Origin of the sequence: Micromonospora sp. NBC_01796, from assembly GCF_035917455.1 — a bacterium.
Taxonomy (GTDB): Bacteria; Actinomycetota; Actinomycetes; order Mycobacteriales; family Micromonosporaceae; genus Micromonospora_G.
The window spans coordinates 572,803-594,325 of record NZ_CP109078.1; the positions used below are offsets into that span (position 1 = coordinate 572,803).

Below are 21,523 nucleotides of genomic sequence, written 5' to 3' on the forward strand. Positions count from 1 at the left end.
CCGTATCCGAGGTACGGATGCCCTGCGGTCGACCGCTGTGGCCGGGTCCGGCCCGGTCAACCGTCCACCGACGGCTGATCCGGCACGGGCGCAACCGCCTCGACCAGCACGTCACCGCCGAGCCGCCCGGACGAGGGCTCGCGGCGGACCAGACCGGCGGCGAGCAGTCCGGCCAGCGCCCGGTTGGTGTCCTCCGCGCGGTAGATGCTCCGCGTCATCGCGAACAGGCGCAGCTCGCTGACCGTACCGGGGCCGGTTCTGGTGAGCCGGTCCAACAGCCGCGAGGCGAGCGGGTCCGGGGACGGGTTCGGCGTGACCTCCACCGGCTCACCAGGTCCGTGCGGATCCCGGTAGCTCACCCCGATGCCGTGGCCCACCGTCCAGATCCCGTCCATGAACGCCTCCAGCCGCTTGCCGGACGAAGTGCCGAAGACCACCAGCCGGGGCTCCCGCTCCGGCCCACCGACCAGCTCCACCTCTGTGAGCAGGTCGAACCCGGCCTCCGGCACCGTCACGCGATGGTCGGACCCCGCCCGGGCGGTGTCACCGAGCACCAGCAGCAACTCCGCCGGTCGCCCGGCGGCCAGGGCCGCGAGGGTGGCCGGGGACGGTGCCGGGCCGTGGCTCGCGTCCAGCACGGCCAGGACCGGGGCGCCGGCCGCGCCGGCCGCCTTGAGCACCACCGCCAGCCGGTCGAGCCCACCGGGTACGGCGTACACGCTCACCTCGGCGGGCAGTCCGCTCTGGTCGACGCCGAGCCCCGGGTCGCCCGGCGACGCGGCGAGGACCACCGCCGCCAGTCGACGCCCCCGCAACGAGTCGGTCAGGCCGGTGAAGACCCGCAGGACCGACTCGACCGTACCGGTGTCCGCGCCGGTGTAGGCGTACACGAGGGTGGCCCGGCGGCCCCGTTGCAGGGCGCCCGGGGCCCACTCGGCGACCTGACGAACGAGCAGGTCACGGATGACGGCGGCGATCGGATCGGGAACCATCCTGCGGTTCTACCGTGCCACCCGCGCCGGTGTCACATCCGCCCCGCTCCGGGCGACCGGCCGAACCCGTCAGACCGGTACGGAGATCCCGACGCCGCCGCGCGTCTGCCCGCCGTACCGCTGCTTCTCGCGGTCGAGGTCGAGCCGGCCGATGCGCTTGCGCGCCGCGATCGCCGCGTCGTCGAGCTGGTCGGCCGGGACCAGCCAGACCACCTCGAACTCGAGTCCGTCGGGGTCGTGGGCGTAGAGGCTCTTGGTGGTGCCGTGGTCGGAGCTGCCGGAGAGCGCGCCCGCCTCGCTCAGCCGCAGCGCGGTGGCCGAGAGTTCGTCCAGGGTGTCGACCTCCCAGGCGAGGTGGTAGAGCCCGACCGTGCTCCGACCGGCGGTGGACGGGCCGGCACCGGTGCCCAGCTCGAACAGCCCGAGGTCGTGGTCGTTGGTGGAGCCCGGCGCCTGGAGGAACGCGGCCCCGGCGAAGTTGTCCGGCGTCATCGCGACCTGCCGGAAGCCGAGCACGTCACGGTAGAAGGCGACGCTCCGGGCAAGATCGCTGACGAAGAGTACGGCGTGGTTGAGCCGGTGGATACCCATGGGACCAACGGTACCGCGAGATAGTTGAGCGTTCAACCACTGGGGTTATGCTCTGCATCATGACCCGGTGGCTCGATCCCGAAGAACAGCGCACCTGGCGGACCTTCCTCGCCGCCAGCCAGGCGCTGATGGAGACCCTCGACCGGGAGCTGCAACACGACGCCGGCATGCCGCACGCCTACTACGTGATCCTGGTGCACCTCTCCGAGGCACCCGACCGCCGGCTGCGGATGAGCGAACTCGCCGAGGCGGCCGGCTCGTCGCGCAGCCGGCTCTCGCACGCCGTCGGGCGACTCGAACAGTCCGGCTGGGTACGGCGCGAGGACTGCCCCACCGACCGGCGCGGCCAGCTCGCCGTCCTCACCGACCAGGGCTTCGCCGCGCTCGCCGCAGCCGCACCCGGCCACGTCGAGGGCGTACGCCGGCACCTGTTCGACCCGCTCAGCCCAGCACAGATCGACCAACTGCGGCGGATCAGCGAAGCATTGGTCGACCATCTCGACCCGAAACGTCCGGCATCATGACCAAACTGCCCCCCATCGGCCCCTTGTACTGAACGTTGCTGGACCAGCACGATGGGACGTGTCTCCCGGCTTCGGCGATCTCACCCCTCAGGCGCAACAGCTCGTGGCCTCCGGCGATCTGGCCGGGGCTCAGGAACTGCTCGGTGCCGCCCTCAACAGCGCCGATCCCAGCCCGGCGAACGCCTCACCGGAACTCACCGAGGCGGCCGGGCTCCAGGCAAGGGTGCTGGTCGCCCTCGGCGAACCGCACTCCGCACGGGGCTGGGCCTCGTTCGCGTACGCCGCCGCCGACCGGCTCTACGGCCCCTCCGACCAGCGTACGGTCGCCAGCGCGGCCACCCTGGCGGCGGTCCTGCACCGGGTCGGCAGCCACGAACGGGCGGCCCGGCTCTACCGTGACGTGATCATCGAGCTGACCGCGAACGACGGTCCGGAATCCCTGCGGGTGCTCGCCGCCCACGCCGACCTCGCCACAGTGGAGTACGCCCAGGGCGAGTGCCAGCTCGCCCGCAACCGGCTCGAGGACGCCTGGGAACTGCACCGCGAGGTGTACGGCGACGGTCACCTCAGCGGGATCAGGATGCTCGCCCGGCTCGGCGCGATGCAGCGCGACTGCGGGCACTTCACCGAGGCGCACGAGCACCTGGCCCTGGCCCGGGAACTGTGTCGCGAGCACCTGCCCGCCGACCATCCGCTCGCCGCCCAGGTGGCGGCACTCGCCCGAGCGGCGGCGAATCCCGACCACAGCTGCCACGACGGCCAGTCGGCCGAGTCCGCCGATCCGGACGAGCCGGGCAATCGCACGGCCGGACCGAACGCCGGCTACCCGACCCCGGCCGACAGCCCCGCGCCCCCGCCCGACAGTTACACCGCCCAGGACCGCTACACCGCGCCCGACCGCTATGCCGCCCCGGACCGCAATCCGTCCCCGACCGGCGCGTACCCGGCCGCGACCGGCGGATATCCACCCGCGGCCGAGACCTACCCGGTTCCCCCCGACACCTACCCGGCGGACGCCGACACCTACGCCGCCCCGGCGGACGTTTCCGCCGTGGACGCATACGGGGCACCAACCGACAGCCATCCGGCGCACGCCGAGCCGGCGCCCTCGCTCCCCCCGCCCCGGATGCCGCCACCGCGCGTGCCACCGCCCCGGCAACCGGCCGACCACGGGCCGTTCGGCCCCGGCGCGTCCTCGGCCGACACCGTCTACCCACCGGCCGACGACCGCGCGACGGACCGGGACAACCAGTGGTGGCCGCCCGACCGGGCCGAGTCCGACCCGGCGGACGAGCCCGTCGACGGACCGGACGACCAGCGGGCCGGCTGGACGTCCACCGGCCGGACGGGTTGGCGGACCGAACACCCCGCCGACCAGGACAACGACTCCTGGGCCCGCGCACCGACCGGCACCGACTGGGACCACGCACCGACCGGGTCCGGTTGGGACCACGCACCGACCGGCGCCGCCTGGAACCACGGCACGCCCGGTGGCGGATCGTCCCCGCTGCCGCCCGCCGTTCCCGGCATGACGGCCGACCCCGACAGCGGCCGGGACCCGTTCCGCGAGGCCGGTGGGGGCACCGGGACCAGGCACCTGCCGGAACGTCGGACGCAGGCCAAACTGCCCGTCCGGATCTACCAGCCACCGCGCCGGCCGCTGCGGCGCACCCTGCCGGTCATCCTCGCCGGCCTGGTGGTGGTCCTGCTCGGCACGGTCGCGGTGGTCGCCGGGTTCGCGTTGACCGGTGACGCCGATCCGGAACCGACCGGCCCCACCGGACCGACGCCGAGCGGCCCGGCCGCGGGCACGACACCCGAGGCAACCGTGCCCGGCCCGGTCGCGGCACCACAGGTCTCCCCCGGTGCGCCGCCCACCGCTCTGGCCATCCGGGACAGCCGGGACAGTGTGAGCCTGACCTGGATCTACCCGCCGGGTGCCGAGGGTCCGGTGGTGGTGTCGGCCGGACGGACCGGCCAGGAGCCGCGGGCCATCTACGAGTTGGCGCCGGGGACCACCAACTTCATCGTCTACTCGCTGAACCGGAACACCGACTACTGCTTCACCGTGGCCGTCGTCTACTCGGTGGACCTGGTCGGGCGGACCAAGCCGGTCTGCACCAACCGGTCGAGCTGATCCAGGTCGGCCGGGCCGCTGTCAGTCGGAGAATCGACTGCCGCTGCCAGTCGGAGAGTCGGGCTGCCGCTGTCAGTCGGAGAGTCGGGCTGCCGCTGTCAGTCGGGCGGTCGGGCTGCCGCCGGTAGCCGTACCTCGACTCGGAGACCGGGGGCCGAGCCGGGACGGGTGCCGGCGACCTCGGCGCCCGCGTCGGCCAGCCGGACCGTGCCACCCTGGCGGCGTACCAGCTCACGGACGATGGCCAGGCCCAGGCCGGCTCCGCCGCCGTCGCGGGCCCGGGCGTCGTCCAGCCGGGTGAACCGGTCGAACACCCGGTCCCGGTCCGCCGCAGGGATGCCGGGACCGTCGTCGCTGACGGTCACCAGGTGCCAGCCCTGATTGTCGTCCTGCTGCGGAACCACGGTCACCACGACCTCGCCCGCCGCGTGCCGTACCGCGTTGTCGAGGAGGTTCGCCAGGACCCGGTCCAACGCGTCCGGCTCACCCTCCGTCCATGCGTCCCCGGCCGTCGGTACGACCCGCACCGGCGGCGACGCATACCGCTGGGCCACACCGTCGACCAACTCCACCAGCTCGATCGGCCCACTCGACCGGCGCTGCCGGGGTATCCCGTCGTCGGCCCGCGCCAGCAGCAGCAGGTCGTCCACGAGCCGGCTCAGCCGTTTGGTGTCGGCAAGCAGGTCGTCGGCGACCGCCGGCCAGTCCGTACGGTCGCCGAGGTGCTGCGCCACCTCCAACTGCGTACGCATGTTCGCCAGTGGGCTGCGCAACTCGTGGGCGGCGTCGGCGACGAAGGCCCGCTGACGTACCCGGGCCGACTCCATCCGGTCGAGCATGCCGTTGAGGGTGACCGCCAACCGATGGATCTCGTCCCGTGACGCCGGTACGGGCAACTGCCCCGGACGGGCACCTCCGGTGATCTCCTCCGCCCCGGCCCGGAGCGCCTCCACCGGACGGAGGGTGGCACCGATCACCCGCCAGGCGACCACCGCGAGCAGGACCAGCAGCAGCGGAAACCCGACCAGGAGGATGCTGCGCACCATGTTCACGCTCTGCGTGACATCGGTCATCGACTTCGCCACGAGTACGGTCTGCGGGTCCTCGGGCGGCCCCGCGGGCACCGCGACCACGCGTACCGGACCGGTCAGGCCGATCTGCCGGCCGGGGATGTAGACCCCGGACCGGTCATGGGTACGGGCAAGCTGCTCCCGGTTGAGCATCGGCACGAGGCGATCGGCGTCGATGCTGGCGGCCCGGATCCGCAACCGCTCGTCGATCACCTGCACGCGTACCTCCCCTCCGGCGACCGGAAGCGGATCGGGCAGGGCGTTCTCGGCGGCCAGCATGGCGACCGCGTCGGCGGTCTTGAACGCCTCGGTGTCGACGGTGCGTTGCAGGGCCCAGCCCAGTGCCCCGACCAGCAGCGCCCCGCCGACGAACAGGCCGGCGGCGAGTCCCGCCACCCCGATCACCATCAGCCGGGTACGCAGTCTCAGCCGGAGAAAGGGTGCCTCCCCGTCCTTTTTCGTACCGGACGAGACCCTTACCGACCGGGGGCGCAGGGCGACGCGGAGACTCATTGGTTCAGCCGGTAACCGGCACCACGGATGGTCTGCAGGCGGTCGCGGCCGATCTTGCGGCGCAGGTAGCCGACGTAGACCTCGACCGCGTTCGGCGCGGTCTCCAGGCTGGCGTCCCAGACGTGGTCCAGCAGCTCGGTCTTGGAGACCACCTGCCCGGCCCGGCGCAGCAGGTACTCCAGCAGCCCGTACTCCCGGGCGGTCAGGTCGACCTCCACGCCGTCGCGGGTCACCCGCCGCCTGGCCGGATCGAGGCTGAGGTCCCCGGCGGTCAGCACCGCCGGGCGCTGCGGCGCGCCCCGACGCAGCAGGGCCCGCAGCCGGGCCAGCAACACGACGTACGAGAAGGGTTTGGTGAGGTAGTCGTCCGCCCCGCAGTCCAGCCCGTCGGCCTGGTCGTACTCGCCGTCCTTGGCGGAGAGCATCAGCACCGGCAGCCACTGCTCCTCGGCCCGTAGCTGCCGTACCACCCGGTAGCCGGAGAGTCCGGGGAGCATCACGTCGAGGATCATCGCGTCGTAGCCGCCGTGCCGGGCGAGGTCGAGACCGGTCCGTCCGTCGCCGGCCACGTCGACCGCGAACCCCTCGGCCTGCAGACCGCGCTGCAAAGCAGCGGCGAGCCGCGCCTCGTCCTCCACCACCAGCAACCGCACCCGCCAAGGGTGCCACCGTGACCGGGGCGGACCACACCACTTCTCAGCCGGACCACAGCACCGACAGGGCACCATGGGAGCAGGAGGTGCTACAGATGTCAGTTTTCACGAACCGCCCGGCGCTGCGCTGGGTGGTACCGCTCGCCGCCGCGGCGGTGGTCGTCGGCGGCGGCGCCGCGATCGGCACACTGAGCGCGAACGCCGAGCCGGCCCTGCCGCCGCGCAGCGCCGCCCAGCTTCTGGTCGACCTGCAGACCGCCCAGGTGGAGGGCTTCTCCGGCACGGTGGTGCAGCGGGCCGACCTGGGCCTGCCCGCGCTGCCGGGCCTCGGTGGTTCCGGCAGCGCCGACCTGACCGCGCTCGCCTCGGGTACGCACACCCTGCGGGTCTGGTACGCCGGTCCCGACAAGGCCAGGGTGGCGTTGCTCGGCACCCTGGGTGAGAGCGACTTCATCCGCAACGGCGCCGACGTCTGGAACTGGCGCAGTCAGGGCAACGAGGCGACCCACTACCGGCTGCCCGCCTCGGCGGACACCGGCGAATCCGCCCCGACCGGGCTGCCGTCGACTCCCCAGGAGGCGGCCGACCAGGCGTTGGCGGCGATCGACCCGAGCACCCGGGTGACGGTGGGCCGGTCCGCGACCATCGCCGGGCGGGACGCGTACGAGTTGGTGCTCCAACCGCGGGACGAGGCGTCCCTGGTCGGTCAGGTACGGATCGCCATCGACGCCAAGGAACACCTGCCGCTGCGGTTCGAGCTGTTCGCCGAGGGCGCCGAGGAGGCCGCCTTCCAGGTGGCCTTCACCCAGGTCGACTTCAACCGGCCGGGCGACAGCCAGTTCACCTTCAACCCGCCGCCGGGCGCCAAGGTGACCGAGGCCAACGGCGACAAGCGCGCCACGGACAAGCCGCACAGCCCCGGCACCGGCACCGACGCGGACAAGGCGAACGCACCGACCACGGTCGGCAAGGGTTGGACCACCGTGGTGGTCGGCCGGGTGCCGGCCGAGCTGGCCGCGGGGCAACTCCCGGCGGGCGCGCAGGGCGGTGGCCCGCAGTCCTTCGATTCGGCGGACCTGCTGGGCAACCTGCTCGACGCGTTCCCGAAGCAGAGCGGCGACTGGGGCAGCGGTCGGCTGTTCAGCACTCGGCTGGTCAACGTACTGCTCCTGGACGACGGCCGGGTACTGGCCGGTGCGGTCACCCCGCAACGGCTGTACGAGGTGGCCGGGGGCCTGCGCTGACCGGACCGCCAAACTGATCGGAGCATCCGCCGGTCGGTGTCGCCCACGGGCGATGCCGGCCGGCGGAACTCGTCAGTGGTCGAACCAACGGCGGGCCGGAGCGGGAGGGCTCCGGCGGCGGAGTCGATAATGGTTTCGGCGATCAGCCGGAACGCGGCACCGACCGATAGGACCATGGTCGGAGTACGTGTCACCGCGCTATGTTCGTCATTCGAACACGAAAAAAGAACGGCAAAAGAATGCCGTTCTCAATGCATCTTAGCTACTGGGGAGAAGGTTTGTCAAGGTACTCCGAAACCTCGGATGACCAGCACGCCGACGAGATCGGCCACGAGCAGGATTACGTCTCCATGCTCTACGGCCGCCTCGACCGGCTGCGCGACCGGGCCGCACAACGCCTGGCCGGACAGCTGCGCAGCGTCGGCGGAACCCAGCAGGCCCGCTCCCAACGGGACAGCACCATCGCCATGTACGCCGAACAGGTCGAGCAGTACGGCGCGGTGGAGGATGGTCTCTGCTTCGGGCGACTCGACGTCGACGAGGGTCCGCCGCGCTACATCGGCCGGATCGGCGTCTTCGACGAGGACGGCGGGTACGAGCCACTGCTGATCGACTGGCGGGCACCGGTCGCCCGGTCGTTCTACCTCGCCACCGCCGCCTCACCGGACGGGGTACGGCGACGCCGGCACATCCGTACCCGGTTCCGGAAGGTGACCGGGATCAACGACGAGGTGCTCGACCTCGCCGCCGCCCGGAAGACCGAGCACGAGGGGCTGACCGGTGAGGCCGCCCTGCTGGCCGCCGTCAACGCCAGCCGTACGGGCAGGATGGGCGACATCGTCCAGACCATCCAGGCCGAGCAGGACCGGGTGATCCGGGCCGACCTGGCCGGGGTGCTGGTCGTGCAGGGTGGACCGGGCACCGGCAAGACCGCCGTGGCGCTGCACCGGGCGGCGTACCTGCTCTACACCCACCGGCAGCAGCTCTCCACCCGTGGCGTGCTGGTGGTCGGCCCGAACGCCACCTTCCTGCGGTACATCTCGCAGGTCCTGCCGACGCTGGCCGAGACCGGCGTGCTGCTGCGTACGGTGGGCGAGCTCTTCCCCGGCGTCACCGCGACCCGGGCCGAGTCACCGGTCGTGGCCGAGATCAAGGGTCGGCCGGTGATGACCGAGCTGCTCGCCGCCGCGATCAGGGACCGGCAGGAGGCGCCCGAGGACGGCATGGACGTGGTGGTCGAGCGGGACACCCTGCGCCTGGACCGGCAGACCGTGCTCGCGGCACGGGAGCGGGCCCGGCGTTCCGGCCGGCCGCACAACCTGGCCCAGCCGCTCTTCGACCTCGAGATCATCCATGCGCTGGCCCACCAGGTCGCCGAGCGGATCGGGGCCGACCCGCTCGGCGGGGACAACCTCCTCGAGGAGGCCGACCTCGCCGAGATCCGGCGCGAGCTGCGCGAGGAATCCGGGGTGCAGGAGGCACTGGCCCAACTCTGGCCGGTACTCACCCCGCAGCAGCTCCTGTCCGACCTGCTCGGGTCCGCCGAACGGATCGCCACCGCCGGGGCGGACCTGGTCGGGGCCGGGCTGACCGGGGCGGAGCTGGACCTGCTGCACCGGGATCCGGCCGGCGGGTTCACCCCGGCCGACGTACCGCTGCTGGACGAGTGCGCCGAGCTGCTCGGCGAGGACGACCGGTCCGCGCAGGCGCTGGCCGAGCGGGAACGCCAGCAACTGATCGAGTACGCCGAGGGTGCGCTCGAGATCGCCCTCGGCTCGCGGTCGATCGACACCGAGGACGAGGCCGAGGGCGGTGAGATCCTCGGCGTGACGGACCTGCTCGGCGCGGACCGGCTGGCCGAGCGGCAGGAGACCGGCGACCGGCTCACCACCGCCCAGCGGGCCGCGGCCGACCGGAAGTGGGCCTTCGGGCACATCATCGTCGACGAGGCGCAGGAACTCTCCCCGATGGCCTGGCGGCTGCTCATGCGCCGCTGCCCGAGCCGTTCGATGACGGTGGTCGGGGACGTGGCCCAGACCGGTGCGCTGGGCGGCGCCGCCTCGTGGCGGCAGGCGCTGGGGCCGTACGTGGCGGACCGGTGGCGGATCCGGGAACTGAGCGTCAGCTACCGCACCCCGGCCGAGATCATGGCGGTCGCCGGCCGGGTCCTGGCCGAGATCGACCCGACCCTGGAGCCGCCCCGGGCGGTACGCAGCACCGGCGTACCGCCGTGGGACGTCCGGGTGGAGCCCGCCGACCTGGCCGTCCGCCTGGTCGAGTGCACCCTCGCCGAGGCGGGTGCGGTCGACGACGGCCGGCTCGGCGTGATCGTGCCCGAGGGCCTGGCCGCCGAACTGGGCCAGGTCATCACGGACGCGGTGCCGGAGGCGGCCATCGGCGAGCACCCCGAGTTGGAGAGCCGGGTGGTGGTGCTGACCGTTTCCCAGGCCAAGGGCCTGGAGTTCGACTCCGTACTGGTGGTGGAGCCGGACCGGATCGTGGCCGAGTCACCGCGCGGGTTCAGCGACCTCTACGTCGCGCTCACCCGTGCCACCCAGCGGCTCGGCGTACTGCGCACCACCGGGGCGGGTCTCACCGGTCGGTGAAGTTGCCCACCTGACTGGCGTCGCTGGACTGGTCGCTGGTCGAACCGCCGGCCGGGGTACTCATCCCGCCGGTGGTCGCGTCACCGGTGGTGGTCGGTGCCACCTTGCCCTTGCCCCGTGGCGGGCCGGTCCGGCGAACACTCGCCGGGCCGGCGGTGCCGCCGGTGGTGGTCACCATGCCCCGTGGTGTCCGGGTCGGGCCACCGTCGCGCCAGACGCCGGTATCCGCCTTCGCGTCCGCCGGGTCGTCGACGTCCCGTGACTGGGCCTCCCGCCGTTCGTCTCCCGGCAGGGTCACCTCGTCCGTAGCGGCTGGCCCGTACTCGCCCCGACCGACCCGATCCTCGGCCCGCCGGGTCGATTGTCGTTTCTCGTCGTCTCCGCGCACGTTCACACCACCTCAATGGGAAGCCATCCGTACCGGTTGCCTGCCCGTGCGGCGGCCCGCTAAACGGTTCCCGACCCGGCCCTGACCTGGGACGAAGCCAATCGAGGACCGGCCGTTTGCCGGAAAGTGCGTCGGGTAGCCAGGTGGTGCCGCCCTCACCTCGGGCCGATTGGTTCGTGGCCGAGGGAGCGTTCGGAAAGCCTCATCGAATCCTGAGGAGGAAAAGATGAGTACGCAGACTCCGTCCAGGTCGCAACGACCGATGTCGGACCAGCCCACGATGAACCGGCCCATGTCGGACCAGCAGCACATGCAGGGGTACGACATGGACATGTCGGATCGGCACGCCGGTTACGACCAGCCTGTGGGGCGACGTGGTGGCAAGCCGGGTAGCGAGACCAAGCCCGCCTTCCTCACCACCGAGTTCTACGTCTTTCTGGCAGCCGTCGGTGGCGTGATCGCCGCCTCGGTAATCATCGGCAACGACAACGCGGGCCTCGATGTGTTCCGCGCTGACCGGGCCTGGTTCTTCATCGCCCTGCTGAGCATCGGTTACATGCTCAGCCGTGGTATCGCGAAGGCCGGCAGCTCGTGGCGTCGCGGTGGCAACCGCTAACCACGAGGGCGCCTTCGGGCGTGACCGGAAACGGTCCACTCCCTGAGCATCACGGTGCCGCGGTCGTCAGGTTCTCCCTGGCGACCGCGGCATCCGCACGTCTTCTTCTCGAACCGGCTCCGGCTGCCCGAAGCGGCACCGACTACTCCTCGAAGTCGCCGCCACCGTCGTCGCCGCCGAACGCGTCCTCCAGCATCTCGCCCGCGAGCAGGCCGCCGCCGAAGCCGAGCGCGGCACCGGCGACAGCGCCGCCCATCCCGCCGTGACCACCGCGACCGCCGTGGTACCCGTGGCCGCCCTGCTTGGCCCGGCTGCCGTAACCGGAGATCGTCTCGTTCAGCCAGGCGTCGACCTGACGGGTCCAGTCGACCGCCTCGGCACCGGCATGCTGTACGGAGTAGCGGCCGAAGCTGTCGTGGCCACCGGTGAAGAACCCGCCCCGCTTGTCACACTCGATGATCACGTCGACGCTGTACTGGTTGGTCACGAAGGTGAGCTCGACCTCGCGTACGACGTGCGCGTACTGCGGGGCGGCGAAGAACTCGATCTCCTGGTAGAACGGGAGCGTCTGCTGGACCCCACGGATGTGACCGCGTTCCAGGTCGGCACCCTTGAACCGGAACCCGAGCTGGTTGAACGCCCCGAGGATCCGCTCGTGCACCGGCAGGGGGTGCACCGACACCTGGTCGAGGTCACCCTTGTCCACCGCGCGGGCGATCGCCAGCTCGGTACGCAGTCCCATGGTCATGCCGTGCAGGCGCTGACCGTAGACGTCGGTGATCGGGGTCTCCCACGGCACCGGGAGCTGGAACGGGATGCTGAGCTGCTGGCCGGCGGCGAGCTGGAGCGCCCCGGTGACCGGCAGCCGGTGGAACTCCATCGTGCCGGCGTACTCGTGGTCGCCGGACTCCATCTCGACCCGGGTGACCAGGGCGAGGCTGATGTGTTCGATATTGGCCGCGGCGTCCCCACCGCGGAGGTTGACCTGGCCGTCGAGCACCAGACCGGGCCGGGTGTTCGGGTTGGACAACACCGTGTCCACGCTCGGACCACCGACACCGAGGGCGCTTAACATCTTCTTGAAGACCATGGGCTTTGACACCATCCACCGTGGATCGACGTACGACGTACTACACGGTAGTTGTCGTCCCTGTGAGATCGCTGAGAGCAGCCGGATCGTCACCTGTACGTATCCGGACGTGAAAATCCGTCATCGATGGACCCGACTGGCGCTCGGACGATAGGTTGCCAGCCGTCGCGGTGTGGCGACTCTCGGCTGATGGAGGCGGGCGTGACCGGTGTCGAACAGGTGCTGATGAAGCTCGGCTCGACGATCGTGACGACCGCCTGCAAGTCGTGGTTGACCGACCGGCAACGCCGGGCCGAGGCCCGCCTGCCACTGTCCGAGCTGATCAACCGGCGCCTCACCGACGAGTTCGACCGGCGCAAGCTGCACCGCGAGATCGAGGCGATGACCGACGCGGTGGCCCACCGGCTCACCGGACTGACCAAGGCCCGCAGCCTGCCCGAACACGAGCGACAGGCCGCGCTCGACGCCGTGGTCGACGCCTTCACCAGGGTCGGTGCCACCGACGAGGCGTTCTTCGCGGCCGACGCGGACGGCTCGAAGCTCGCCAGCGCGATAAGGAGCGGTGCGGCGGACACTCCGGACCGGGCTGGTCTCGGCGAAGTCGGCCGGCGGATGTACGACCTGGTGCTGGACGAGTGCTGCGACGTCTACGCCCAGACCGTGATCCACCTGAACTCGTTCGCGCCACGGGCGACCACGGAGGTACTGGCCCGACTGACCAGTCAGGGCACCCAGCTCAACGGAATGGGCGAATACCTCACCCGGATCCTCGCCCGGCTGCCCGTTCGGAGCCTGGACGCGCCCAGCGGCACCGACCTGGACGAGGAGTTCCGTCGCCGTTACCTGACCCAGGTCAGCACGGTGCTGGACGAGTTGGAACTGCTCGGCGTCGACGTCCGGCAGTACCGGCCCCGGACCACCCTGAGCGTCGCGTACGTCAGCCTGACGGTGAGCGAGACGGGGCAGCGTCGACTGCTGCCCCGGCGGGGACCGCGCCCCGACGGCTGGCTACCCGGCTCTTTGCGGCGCGGGGAGGACACCGATCCGGAGCTGGCCGAGTCGGGCGCGGTACGGGTCGAAGCGGCCCTGGGTCGCTCCCACCGGACCCTGATCCGGGGCGAGGCCGGCTCGGGCAAGACGACCATCCTGCGCTGGTTGGCGATCACCGCCGCCCGGGGCGCGTTCACCGGGGAACTCGCCGACTGGAACGGGCTGGTGCCGTTTCTCGTTGTCCTGCGCCGCTACCCGGATCGTCCTTTGCCCTCCCCCGAGCAACTGGTCAGCGCCACCACGACTGCGCTCGCCGGGCTCGCACCGCTGGGCTGGACCCATCGCCAACTCGCCCTCGGTCAGGCGCTGCTCCTGGTCGACGGGGTGGACGAACTGCCGGCGAGTGCCCGGCGGCGGGTCCGGGAGTGGCTGCGTGAGCTGCTCACGGCGTACCCGATGATCCGGGTCGTGGTGACCTCGCGCCCGGCGGCGGCCACCGCGCGCTGGCTGTCGGCGGAGGATTTCGGCAGCACGGTCCTGGAACCGATGAGCCCGGCGGACGTACGGGCGCTGGTCAGCCACTGGCACCGCGCGGTCCGCGACTCCGGTGACCTGCCGTGCCCGGTCGAGGAACTTTCCCGGTACGAGCACACGCTGATCGGCCGGCTGGATGCGAGCGCACATCTGCACGCGCTGGCCACCACTCCACTGCTCTGCGCCATGCTCTGCGCGCTCAACCTGGACCGGCGCACCCACCTGCCACCGGACCGGATGAGCCTCTACGCCGCCGCCGTCGACCTGCTGCTCCAGCGACGGGACGTCGAGCGGGACATCGTCTGGTCGGACCTCGCCCTGACCGGCCGGGACAAGCTCAACCTGATGCAGTACGTCGCCTGCCGGATGTCGATCAACGGCGAGTCGGAGACCCCCCGCGAACGGGTGGTCGAACGGCTGGGCCACAAGATCGCCTCCATGCCGCAGGTCGACGCCGATCCCGAGCTGACCTTCGACTATCTGCTCGAACGCGGTGGTCTGATCCGGCAACCGGTGCCGGGTCGGGTCGACTTCGTGCACCGGACGTTTCAGGAGTACCTGACCGCCCGCGAGGTCGCCGATCTCGGGGACATGGGCATGCTGGTCGAGCGGGCCCACCGCGACACCTGGCGGGAGACCATCATCCTCGCCGCCGGCCAGGCGAACGCCCGCTCCCGCGACGAGCTGATTGCGGGCATCCTGCGCCGGGCCGAGACCGAGCCGGACCAGCGGCGGGTGCTGCGGCTGGTCGCCGCCTCCTGCCTGGAGACCGTTCCGGCGCTGGAGCCGGAACTGCTGGGCGAGGTGCGGTCCGCGATCGACGCGCTGGTCCCACCTCGGACCCCCGCCGAGGCTCGTACGCTGGCTGCCGTCGGGGAGCCACTGCTCCGGCACCTGCCGCCGACGCTCGACGGCCTGACCGCGAAGGCCGCAGCCCACACCGTACGGACCGCCGCCCTGGTCAACGGCCCGCAGTCACTGGGCCGTCTGGCCGGCTACGCGGCCGATCCACGCGCCGAGGTGCAGCAGGAGCTGATCCGGGTCTGGGACTATTTCGATCCCCACGAATACGCCCAACAGGTGCTCGCCGACGCACCGCTGCTGGAGGGGTGTCTCGATCTGGCCAACCTCTCCTTGCTTCCGGCGCTACCGCACCTACGCCGGCTGGCCCACCTGGACCTGGTCACCGTAAAGGTGCTCGACCTCACCGAACTGGACGACGTGCCCCATCTCCGGGACCTTGCCCTGCTGGCGGGAACGCGCAGCCCGATCAAGCAACTGAAGCAACATGCGGGCCTGCGCTACCTGTACGTGTCCTCCTCCGCCGGGGCGGTTGCGCTGAACCCGGAGGAGTTATCTGAACTGGCACAGCTTGCCCACCTCTGCCTCTGGCAAGTTCGGAAACTCACCGCGATCTCGTTCGTATCCGAACTCACCAACCTCAGGTCACTCATGCTGAACTCGCTCGACAACGTCACCGACTACACGCCTCTCGACAATCTGCCGGCCCTCACCGACCTCTCGCTGCACAGCCCGCGAATCGACTTCTACACCAGGACCGCACTGCTGCACCGCCTGACCGCACTCACGCTGAGCGGCGTGGGCGCGCCACCCGACGGGATCTCCGAACTTGTCGGCAAGGCACCGCAGCTCGAACATCTGACCCTCGGCGGCTGCAACTGGGTGGAAAGCACAACGCCGCTGACCACGCTGACGGCGCTCAAAAGGCTCAGTCTCCCCCGTACGCGGGTGTCTGAGCTGGGTCCGCTGGCCGAACTGACCCAGTTGCGGCACGTGGACCTGGAGGGTTGTACGGCGGTCACCAGCCTCGCTCCGCTGGCCGGTCTGCCGCATCTGTCGTCGCTGTCGATCGCAGGGATCGCGCGTGGCACGGACCTGTCGCCGTTCGCCGGCCGGCGCGGTCTCACCATCACCCTCGGCAAGGGTCAGGATGTGCGCGGTCTCGACCGGCTCGGCTCGGGCGTGCGGGTGCTTGTTCGCGGCTACTGACCGGCAGATTGGACCGCAACGCGTCGGCCGATGCCTCAGCCGAGCGTGAGGTCGACGGTGGCGGTCTGGCCGACGGTCACCGTGGCGGTCTGTGGAGCGGCGTGACCGGAAACGGCTGCACCGGCCGCGGGCCGGGCCTGGAACTCGTACCGGCCGGGTTCGAGGGTCCAGTGGAAGACGCCCTTGTCGTCGCTGACCACCACCAGTTCCGGGATCGCCCTGGCCGGGTCGTCCAGCGACTTCGGGGCGACCGCGACACCGGCGACGGGTGAGCCGTCGGCGGCGAGGACGCGGCCGGTGACCGTACCCCGGTTGGTGGCGCGGCCGGAGTCGGCCGCCGGGTCGGACGCGGAGATCGGCGAGTCGCCACCCGGCCCGCCGGCCGAGCCGGGCGCGTTGCCGGGTTGGGCGCAGGCCGAGAGTACGGCGACCGCGAAGACCGCGGAGACGAGTACACGAGCATGAGTTGAGCGCATTGGTAGCTCCTTATGATGATCTGAACCATATGACGTACGGGGGGGCCACTCCGGTTCCGTCGCGATGACAGTCGGTGAGCGGACAGGCGGATGGGCCGGAGGTTGGTTCCCCCGGCCCACCCATCTGATCGGTCAGGCAGCCTTCCAGGCCTGCAGGTTGTTGAACCTCGCCTCGGTGATGCGGGTTCCGTGGTTGTACGTGTTGTGCGGGTACCCGATGTGCGGGAAGCCGTACGCGTGGATCCCCATCGAGCAGTAGCCGGTGCACCACGAGCTGCCCGCCGCCCGGAGCTGGTAGATCGGGCTGCCGCTCATGCCACCGGTGGTGTCGTTGCTGTAGAAGATCTGGTTCGCCTGGCTCACCGCGACCGTGCGGGCCACCGAGTCGCCCCGCCACTGCTGGCCGAAGGGCTTCTCACCCGGGTAGCCGTTGATCAGGGTGCTGGCACCGGCGAGACTCGCCGCCTGCCACCAGTAGCCGAACCAGCCGGTGCTGTAGCCGATGGTGCAGTTGAGCTTGATCGCACCGTAGTCGTACGCCTCGTCGCCGCTGACCGTCCAGCCGGTGACCGAGTAGAGCTGACGCACCGAGCACGATCCGTACGGCGCCGAGGCACCGTTGCGGGCCGGCCAGATGGTGAGCTGTCCGGTGTACCACGAACCGCCGCTGCCGCCGGTGTGCACGCAGTGCCCGGCGGTGGCCACGATGTCGGGGCCGTACATCCAGCCGGTGCAGTGCGCACCACCACTCCGCGTGATCATGACGACGGCACGGGCCGGGAACGACGTGGTCGGGTTGATCCTGATCCGGTTGTCCGGACCGAAGATCGACTCCGTACCGAGGGCGGTGGTCGAGGAGCCGCTCGGCGCGGTCAGGTTCGCGCCCACCATCTTGCCGGTGCCGGCGAAGCCGGAAACGCCGCCGATCGCGGCCCGGCTCGGCACCGACATACGCGAACCGTCGCTGGCCACCGGTGTGTCGGGACGGACCGAGGCCCGTTCCGCGCTCGCCGGGGCGGTGGCGACGGTCAGACCGGTGGCCATGATGGTCACGATGACCGTCATCCCGCGCACCCAGGTTCGACCGAGCCCTTTTCTTGTGTTCATTCGGGAACTCCCTTTCCCTCACGTACCCGGCTCTAATGAGCACGGCGATATTCGGCCCCGGACCACACGGGCCCGGCCGGATATTCGAACTGATAACGGCGATGATCCGCGACAGACGCCTGCGGGCCATGCCGAATGCCGGTCGTCAACCGGTTGCCGGTTCAGGCTCCCCGGACAATCTCGACTCGGCACCCCCTTGCGGTGGGCCACTACTCCCACCTGCTGATATCGCTCACTGTAGAGCGACGATTACAGAGAAGGAAGGGAGCCGCGACGGCTTTACCGGGATATACCGTGTCAGATCCGCGACAAGGAGTTAAATCCCATCGGTACGGTAGAAGTCGCTCTGCCGCCCGGAATTCGACGAGAGGTGATCATTCACGTTCGCTCCCCCACTGAGCTGCGCGTACCACGCCGGGCGCAGATCCCGGCGGGACCCGCCGTACGGGTCGCCGGGCCGAATGGGGAGAGCGCCGAACCGGGTCGCGCCCATTCCGCCGCGCCCGTATCCGATGCAGGAACGCGACAACACGCAACCCAATTATCATCGCCTTTCGGGTGGGTCCAAGGAATGCACCCACCCGTCCTCCAGTGCAGCGATTGCCGGTATGCGAAGGCGACGATCACCCATACCCGCAAACGGCCGGGAACCCGACGGAAAGGCCGGTGGCCGGGCCCCGGGAATGGGTCCGGCCACCGGTGACGGGACCCCGGTCCACCGATCGGTCCCGATGTCGCGCCACCCGAACGGGTCAGCGCTGGTGGAGGTGCGTCAACTCGCCGTACAGCGCAGGGTCGGCACACTGTTGGTGCCGTTCCACGTACCGATGAAGCCGAAGCTCGTCCCGGCACCCGCGCCGAGACTGCCGTTGTAGCCCACGTTCCGCGCGGTCACCGCCGAACCGCCGCTGGTGACCGTGGCGTTCCAGGACTGGCTGACGGTCTGCCCGTTGCCGAAGGTCCAGTTCACCGTCCAGCCGCTGATCGCCGCACCGCCAGCGGTCACCCGTACGTCGCCCTGGAAACCGCCCTGCCACTGTCCCGTGACCGTGTACGTCGCGGTGCAGGTACGCGTCCCCGCGGGCGGGGTGGTCACCGGCGGGGTGGTCGGCGGCGTGGTGGGCGGCCGGGTCGTGGGCGGAGTGGTCGGCGGCGTGGTCGGCGGGCGGGTGGTGGGCGTGGTCGGCGGGGTGGTCGGGTTGCCGCTGTAGACGCTCGCCTCGCGGGAGGTCTGCCGGATCCCGTTCGCGCCGTTGAAGATCCGCTGCCCCCAGGAGGTCAGGCTGTTGGCGTCGAAGTTCGTGACCATGTCCAGGTATTCGACGCCGCCGCCGTTCCCGCTCCACGACCAGCCGATGTACCCGATCCCGTTGGCCTGGGTGTAGGACATGATCGTGTCCTCGTCCGGGTTGCCGTCGGAGTGGTTGTGGCCGAACTCGCCGACCACGATCGGCAGGTTGGCGCTGCGGAACCGGCCGAGATAGTCGGTGATCTCGGCGGCGGTGTCGAAGACGCCGTACATGTGGACGCTGAAGACCGTGTTGCGGTCCGGGTCGCTGTTGAACACCGACTGCGCGTTGTCGCGCATGATGAACTGCCAGTCCTGACCCCAGTGCGGGGCATCCGCCATGATCGTGTGATCGAACCCGGCGTCGCGCAGCCGGGTGATCGCGTTGCGGGTCGCCGTCGGCCAGGTCGCGCTGACGCTGGCGTTGTTGCCGAACGGCTCGTTGCCGATGTTCAGGATGACGTAGCGCTCCTGGCCGGCGAGCGCGCTCTGGATGCTGATCCAGTAGCTGACCGCCTGGTCGAGGGTGATCGCCGCGCCCTCCTCGCCGTACCCGGTGGTGTCGTGCACCTCCAGTACGCAGATCAGCCGGTTCTGCTTGCAGGTGTTGATCACGCTGGAGACGTCGCTGGCGGTGTTCTGCGTCCAGCGGGCGCCGGAGCTCAGCACCACCCGTACGGTGTTCGCGCCGAGCGCCTTGATGCTGGCGAATGAACCGGTTTGGCTGGGGTACCAGGTGTGCGCGTGGCTGACCCCGCGCATCACGAACGGATTGCCGTTGGCGTCGAGCAACTGTCCGCCGCTGACCGTGAAGCCGGCGGCGGCGTGCGCCGGCTGGATGAACGCGAGTACGGAGACGAGGACAGCGAGCAGCGCCGCGACGGCGACGGAGACACGTGTTTTCATGGCCTACCTCAGGAAGAGCCCCGGAACGGGGAGGGGACGTGAGGGTTCGGCAACTGCTGCCCGGCAGCTGCCACCCGGCTTCCTGAAGCGCAGGGATCAGAGTAGGGCCATGCATCGATGAACGCAACCGGTTAAGTTGAGGGGGTCCCGTCGTCGCCTCGGCGACAACCGGACCCCCTCCACTGCCGACGTCACCAGGTGGTGGGCTTGCCCGGGGTGTAGATCCAGGTCTGGAAGAAGGCGTTCAGCCGCTGACCGGAGACCCGCTCGGCGAGCCGGACGAAGTCGGCGGTGCCGACCGTGCCGTCACGGTTCGCCGCGTACCAGGTGCGGAGGAGGGTGAAGAAGGCCCGGTCGCCGATCTTCTCCCGCAGCGCCTGGAGCGTCATCGCGCCCTTGGTGTAGACCGAACCGGCGAACAGGTTGTCCGCGCCCGGGTCGCCCGGCGGCGGGTTCCAGATCCCGGAGGTGTCCGGACGGGCGTAGTACGTGTCGAACCGGGCCGCCGCCGTGGTGCCGCCGGTGTGCTCGGTCCAGAGCCACTCCGCGTACGTGGCGAAGCCCTCGTTGAGCCAGATCTCCTGCCAGCGCTCCGGGCTCACGCTGTTGCCGAACCACTGGTGGGCCAGCTCGTGCGCGACCGTACCCTCGGACGGCGGGCCGGAGTAGATCGGCCGGGTCTGCGTCTCCAGGGCGTACCCGGCGTCCTCGTCGTCGTCGACGATCGCACCGAACGAGGTGAACGGGTAACGCCCGAACAGCTCGTTGAAGTACGCGATCATCTCCGGCGTACGCGCCAGCCCGGCCGCGGCGTCCGGTCCCAGGTCCCGGTCGATCGCGTCGATGATCGGCAGCCCCTTGGGGCCGGTGCTGCGCCGCAGCTCGTAGTCGCCGACCGCGGCCGTGGAGAGGTAACTCGCCATCTGGTCGGTGGCCCGCCAGGTGAAGGTGGTCCACCCGCCCCTGGTCCGCTGGCTGACCAACTCGCCGTTGGCCACCGCCGTCTTGCCCTCCGGCACGGTGATCCGGAAGTCGTAACTGGCCTTGTCGGTGGGGTGGTCGTTGACCGGGTACCAGGTCGACGCCCCCTCCGGCTCGTTGGCGACGAAGGCGCCGTCCGGGGTGGAGACCCAACCGTAGAGCGCGCCCTCGTTGTCGGTCGGCTGGCCGGTCGTACCGTCGTAACGGATCACGACCGTGAACCGCTCGCCGGAGGAGAGGCCGTGCCGGGGCGAGATCAGCAGTTCCTGACCGTCCCGGTCGAAGCGCGCCGACCTGCCGTCGACGGTGACCGAGCGGACGTCGAATCCGCGCAGGTCAAGGTTGAACCGGTCGAGCCGGTCGGTGGCCCGTGCCTCGATCGTCGCCACCCCGGAGAACGCCCGGGTGGCCGGCTGGTACCGGATCTCGAGTCCATAGTGTCGTACGTCGTAACCGCCGTTGCCGGCGAGCGGGAAGTAGCCGTCCCCGGCCCCGGGTGCGCCGACCCTGCTCCTGCCGGCACTGGCCGGCACGCCCGTGACGGTGAGGGTGAGGGTCGCCGCTGCGACGACCGCCGTGATCCGTCGAATCATGTGCATAGCGCGTCACGCTAGTGCCGGCGTTCCGGCCGGGGAAGACACCGGGCCGGACGGTACGGACGTAGGGCCATCGCGCGATCGGCGGACCCGGGCGTCCGGGCGGCCCGACGGTCGCCCGTCCGACCCGCCCGGACGCCGTCATCCCCACCACAGGATGTCGCGCCAGCCGGACTCTTAACCGGTTAAGCCAGGTACGCTACCCGCCACA

Annotated in this window: 16 protein-coding genes; 6 read left to right on the top strand and 10 right to left on the bottom strand. The window is 70.7% G+C overall.

Features of this window, described 5'->3' with window-relative positions; all coding sequences use genetic code 11:
- Positions 1-56: 56 nt before the first annotated feature.
- Together OIE47_RS02620 and OIE47_RS02625 are read right to left on the bottom strand one after the other, a co-directional pair.
- Complete coding sequence (locus OIE47_RS02620) at positions 57-992, bottom strand: hypothetical protein (RefSeq protein WP_326559867.1); 936 nt, start codon at positions 990-992, stop codon at positions 57-59.
- 69 nt (positions 993-1,061) lie between these two features.
- Complete coding sequence (locus OIE47_RS02625) at positions 1,062-1,583, bottom strand: VOC family protein (RefSeq protein WP_326559868.1); 522 nt, start codon at positions 1,581-1,583, stop codon at positions 1,062-1,064.
- Between the two features lie 47 nt (positions 1,584-1,630).
- On the opposite strand from OIE47_RS02625, the gene OIE47_RS02630 reads away from it, so the two are divergent.
- Positions 1,631-2,107 (top strand): MarR family winged helix-turn-helix transcriptional regulator, encoded by a 477-nt coding sequence (locus OIE47_RS02630; protein WP_326559869.1) that lies wholly within the window; start codon positions 1,631-1,633, stop codon positions 2,105-2,107.
- Positions 2,108-2,165: 58 nt separating this feature from the next.
- Complete coding sequence (locus OIE47_RS02635; protein WP_326559870.1) at positions 2,166-4,244, top strand: tetratricopeptide repeat protein; 2,079 nt, start codon at positions 2,166-2,168, stop codon at positions 4,242-4,244.
- A 98-nt stretch (positions 4,245-4,342) separates the two neighbouring features.
- On the opposite strand, the gene OIE47_RS02640 is transcribed toward OIE47_RS02635, so the two are convergent.
- On the bottom strand, positions 4,343-5,722 hold the full coding sequence (locus OIE47_RS02640) for a sensor histidine kinase (RefSeq protein ID WP_326562974.1): 1,380 nt from the start codon (positions 5,720-5,722) through the stop codon (positions 4,343-4,345).
- Positions 5,723-5,823: 101 nt separating this feature from the next.
- Entirely contained in the window at positions 5,824-6,480 is a 657-nt protein-coding gene (locus OIE47_RS02645) for a response regulator transcription factor (protein ID WP_326559871.1), read from the bottom strand.
- A 95-nt stretch (positions 6,481-6,575) separates the two neighbouring features.
- Here OIE47_RS02645 and OIE47_RS02650 point away from each other — a divergent pair, with 95 nt between their 5' ends.
- Both OIE47_RS02650 and OIE47_RS02655 read left to right on the top strand, forming a co-directional pair.
- Positions 6,576-7,724 (top strand): LolA family protein, encoded by a 1,149-nt coding sequence (locus tag OIE47_RS02650; RefSeq protein ID WP_326559872.1) that lies wholly within the window; start codon positions 6,576-6,578, stop codon positions 7,722-7,724.
- Positions 7,725-7,975: 251 nt separating this feature from the next.
- Entirely contained in the window at positions 7,976-10,330 is a 2,355-nt protein-coding gene (locus OIE47_RS02655) for a HelD family protein (protein ID WP_326559873.1), read from the top strand.
- Here the strand turns inward: OIE47_RS02655 and OIE47_RS02660 are convergent.
- Positions 10,317-10,718: a hypothetical protein gene (locus OIE47_RS02660; protein ID WP_326559874.1), complete on the bottom strand. Its 402-nt coding sequence runs from the start codon at positions 10,716-10,718 to the stop codon at positions 10,317-10,319. The two genes, OIE47_RS02655 and OIE47_RS02660, sit on opposite strands and share 14 nt — an antisense overlap.
- A 292-nt stretch (positions 10,719-11,010) precedes the next feature.
- Between OIE47_RS02660 and OIE47_RS02665 the strand changes: the two genes are divergently transcribed.
- Positions 11,011-11,334, top strand: coding sequence for a hypothetical protein (locus OIE47_RS02665; protein WP_326559875.1), 324 nt, complete (start codon positions 11,011-11,013; stop codon positions 11,332-11,334).
- Positions 11,335-11,476: 142 nt separating this feature from the next.
- On the opposite strand, the gene OIE47_RS02670 is transcribed toward OIE47_RS02665, so the two are convergent.
- Positions 11,477-12,424: a sporulation protein gene (locus OIE47_RS02670; RefSeq protein WP_326562975.1), complete on the bottom strand. Its 948-nt coding sequence runs from the start codon at positions 12,422-12,424 to the stop codon at positions 11,477-11,479.
- Positions 12,425-12,625: 201 nt separating this feature from the next.
- On the opposite strand from OIE47_RS02670, the gene OIE47_RS02675 reads away from it, so the two are divergent.
- Positions 12,626-15,958, top strand: a complete 3,333-nt coding sequence (locus OIE47_RS02675) for an NACHT domain-containing protein (protein WP_326559876.1) — start codon at positions 12,626-12,628, stop codon at positions 15,956-15,958.
- A gap of 35 nt (positions 15,959-15,993) precedes the next feature.
- Here the strand turns inward: OIE47_RS02675 and OIE47_RS02680 are convergent, their stop codons facing one another.
- From OIE47_RS02680 to OIE47_RS02695, 4 genes are all read right to left on the bottom strand, one after another.
- Positions 15,994-16,434: a carboxypeptidase-like regulatory domain-containing protein gene (locus OIE47_RS02680; protein ID WP_326559877.1), complete on the bottom strand. Its 441-nt coding sequence runs from the start codon at positions 16,432-16,434 to the stop codon at positions 15,994-15,996.
- A 132-nt stretch (positions 16,435-16,566) separates the two neighbouring features.
- Entirely contained in the window at positions 16,567-17,541 is a 975-nt protein-coding gene (locus tag OIE47_RS02685; protein WP_326559878.1) for a trypsin-like serine peptidase, read from the bottom strand.
- A gap of 772 nt (positions 17,542-18,313) precedes the next feature.
- Positions 18,314-19,735 (bottom strand): cellulase family glycosylhydrolase, encoded by a 1,422-nt coding sequence (locus OIE47_RS02690; RefSeq protein ID WP_326559879.1) that lies wholly within the window; start codon positions 19,733-19,735, stop codon positions 18,314-18,316.
- A 191-nt stretch (positions 19,736-19,926) separates the two neighbouring features.
- Positions 19,927-21,315, bottom strand: a complete 1,389-nt coding sequence (locus OIE47_RS02695; protein ID WP_326559880.1) for a M1 family metallopeptidase — start codon at positions 21,313-21,315, stop codon at positions 19,927-19,929.
- Positions 21,316-21,523: the final 208 nt, after the last annotated feature.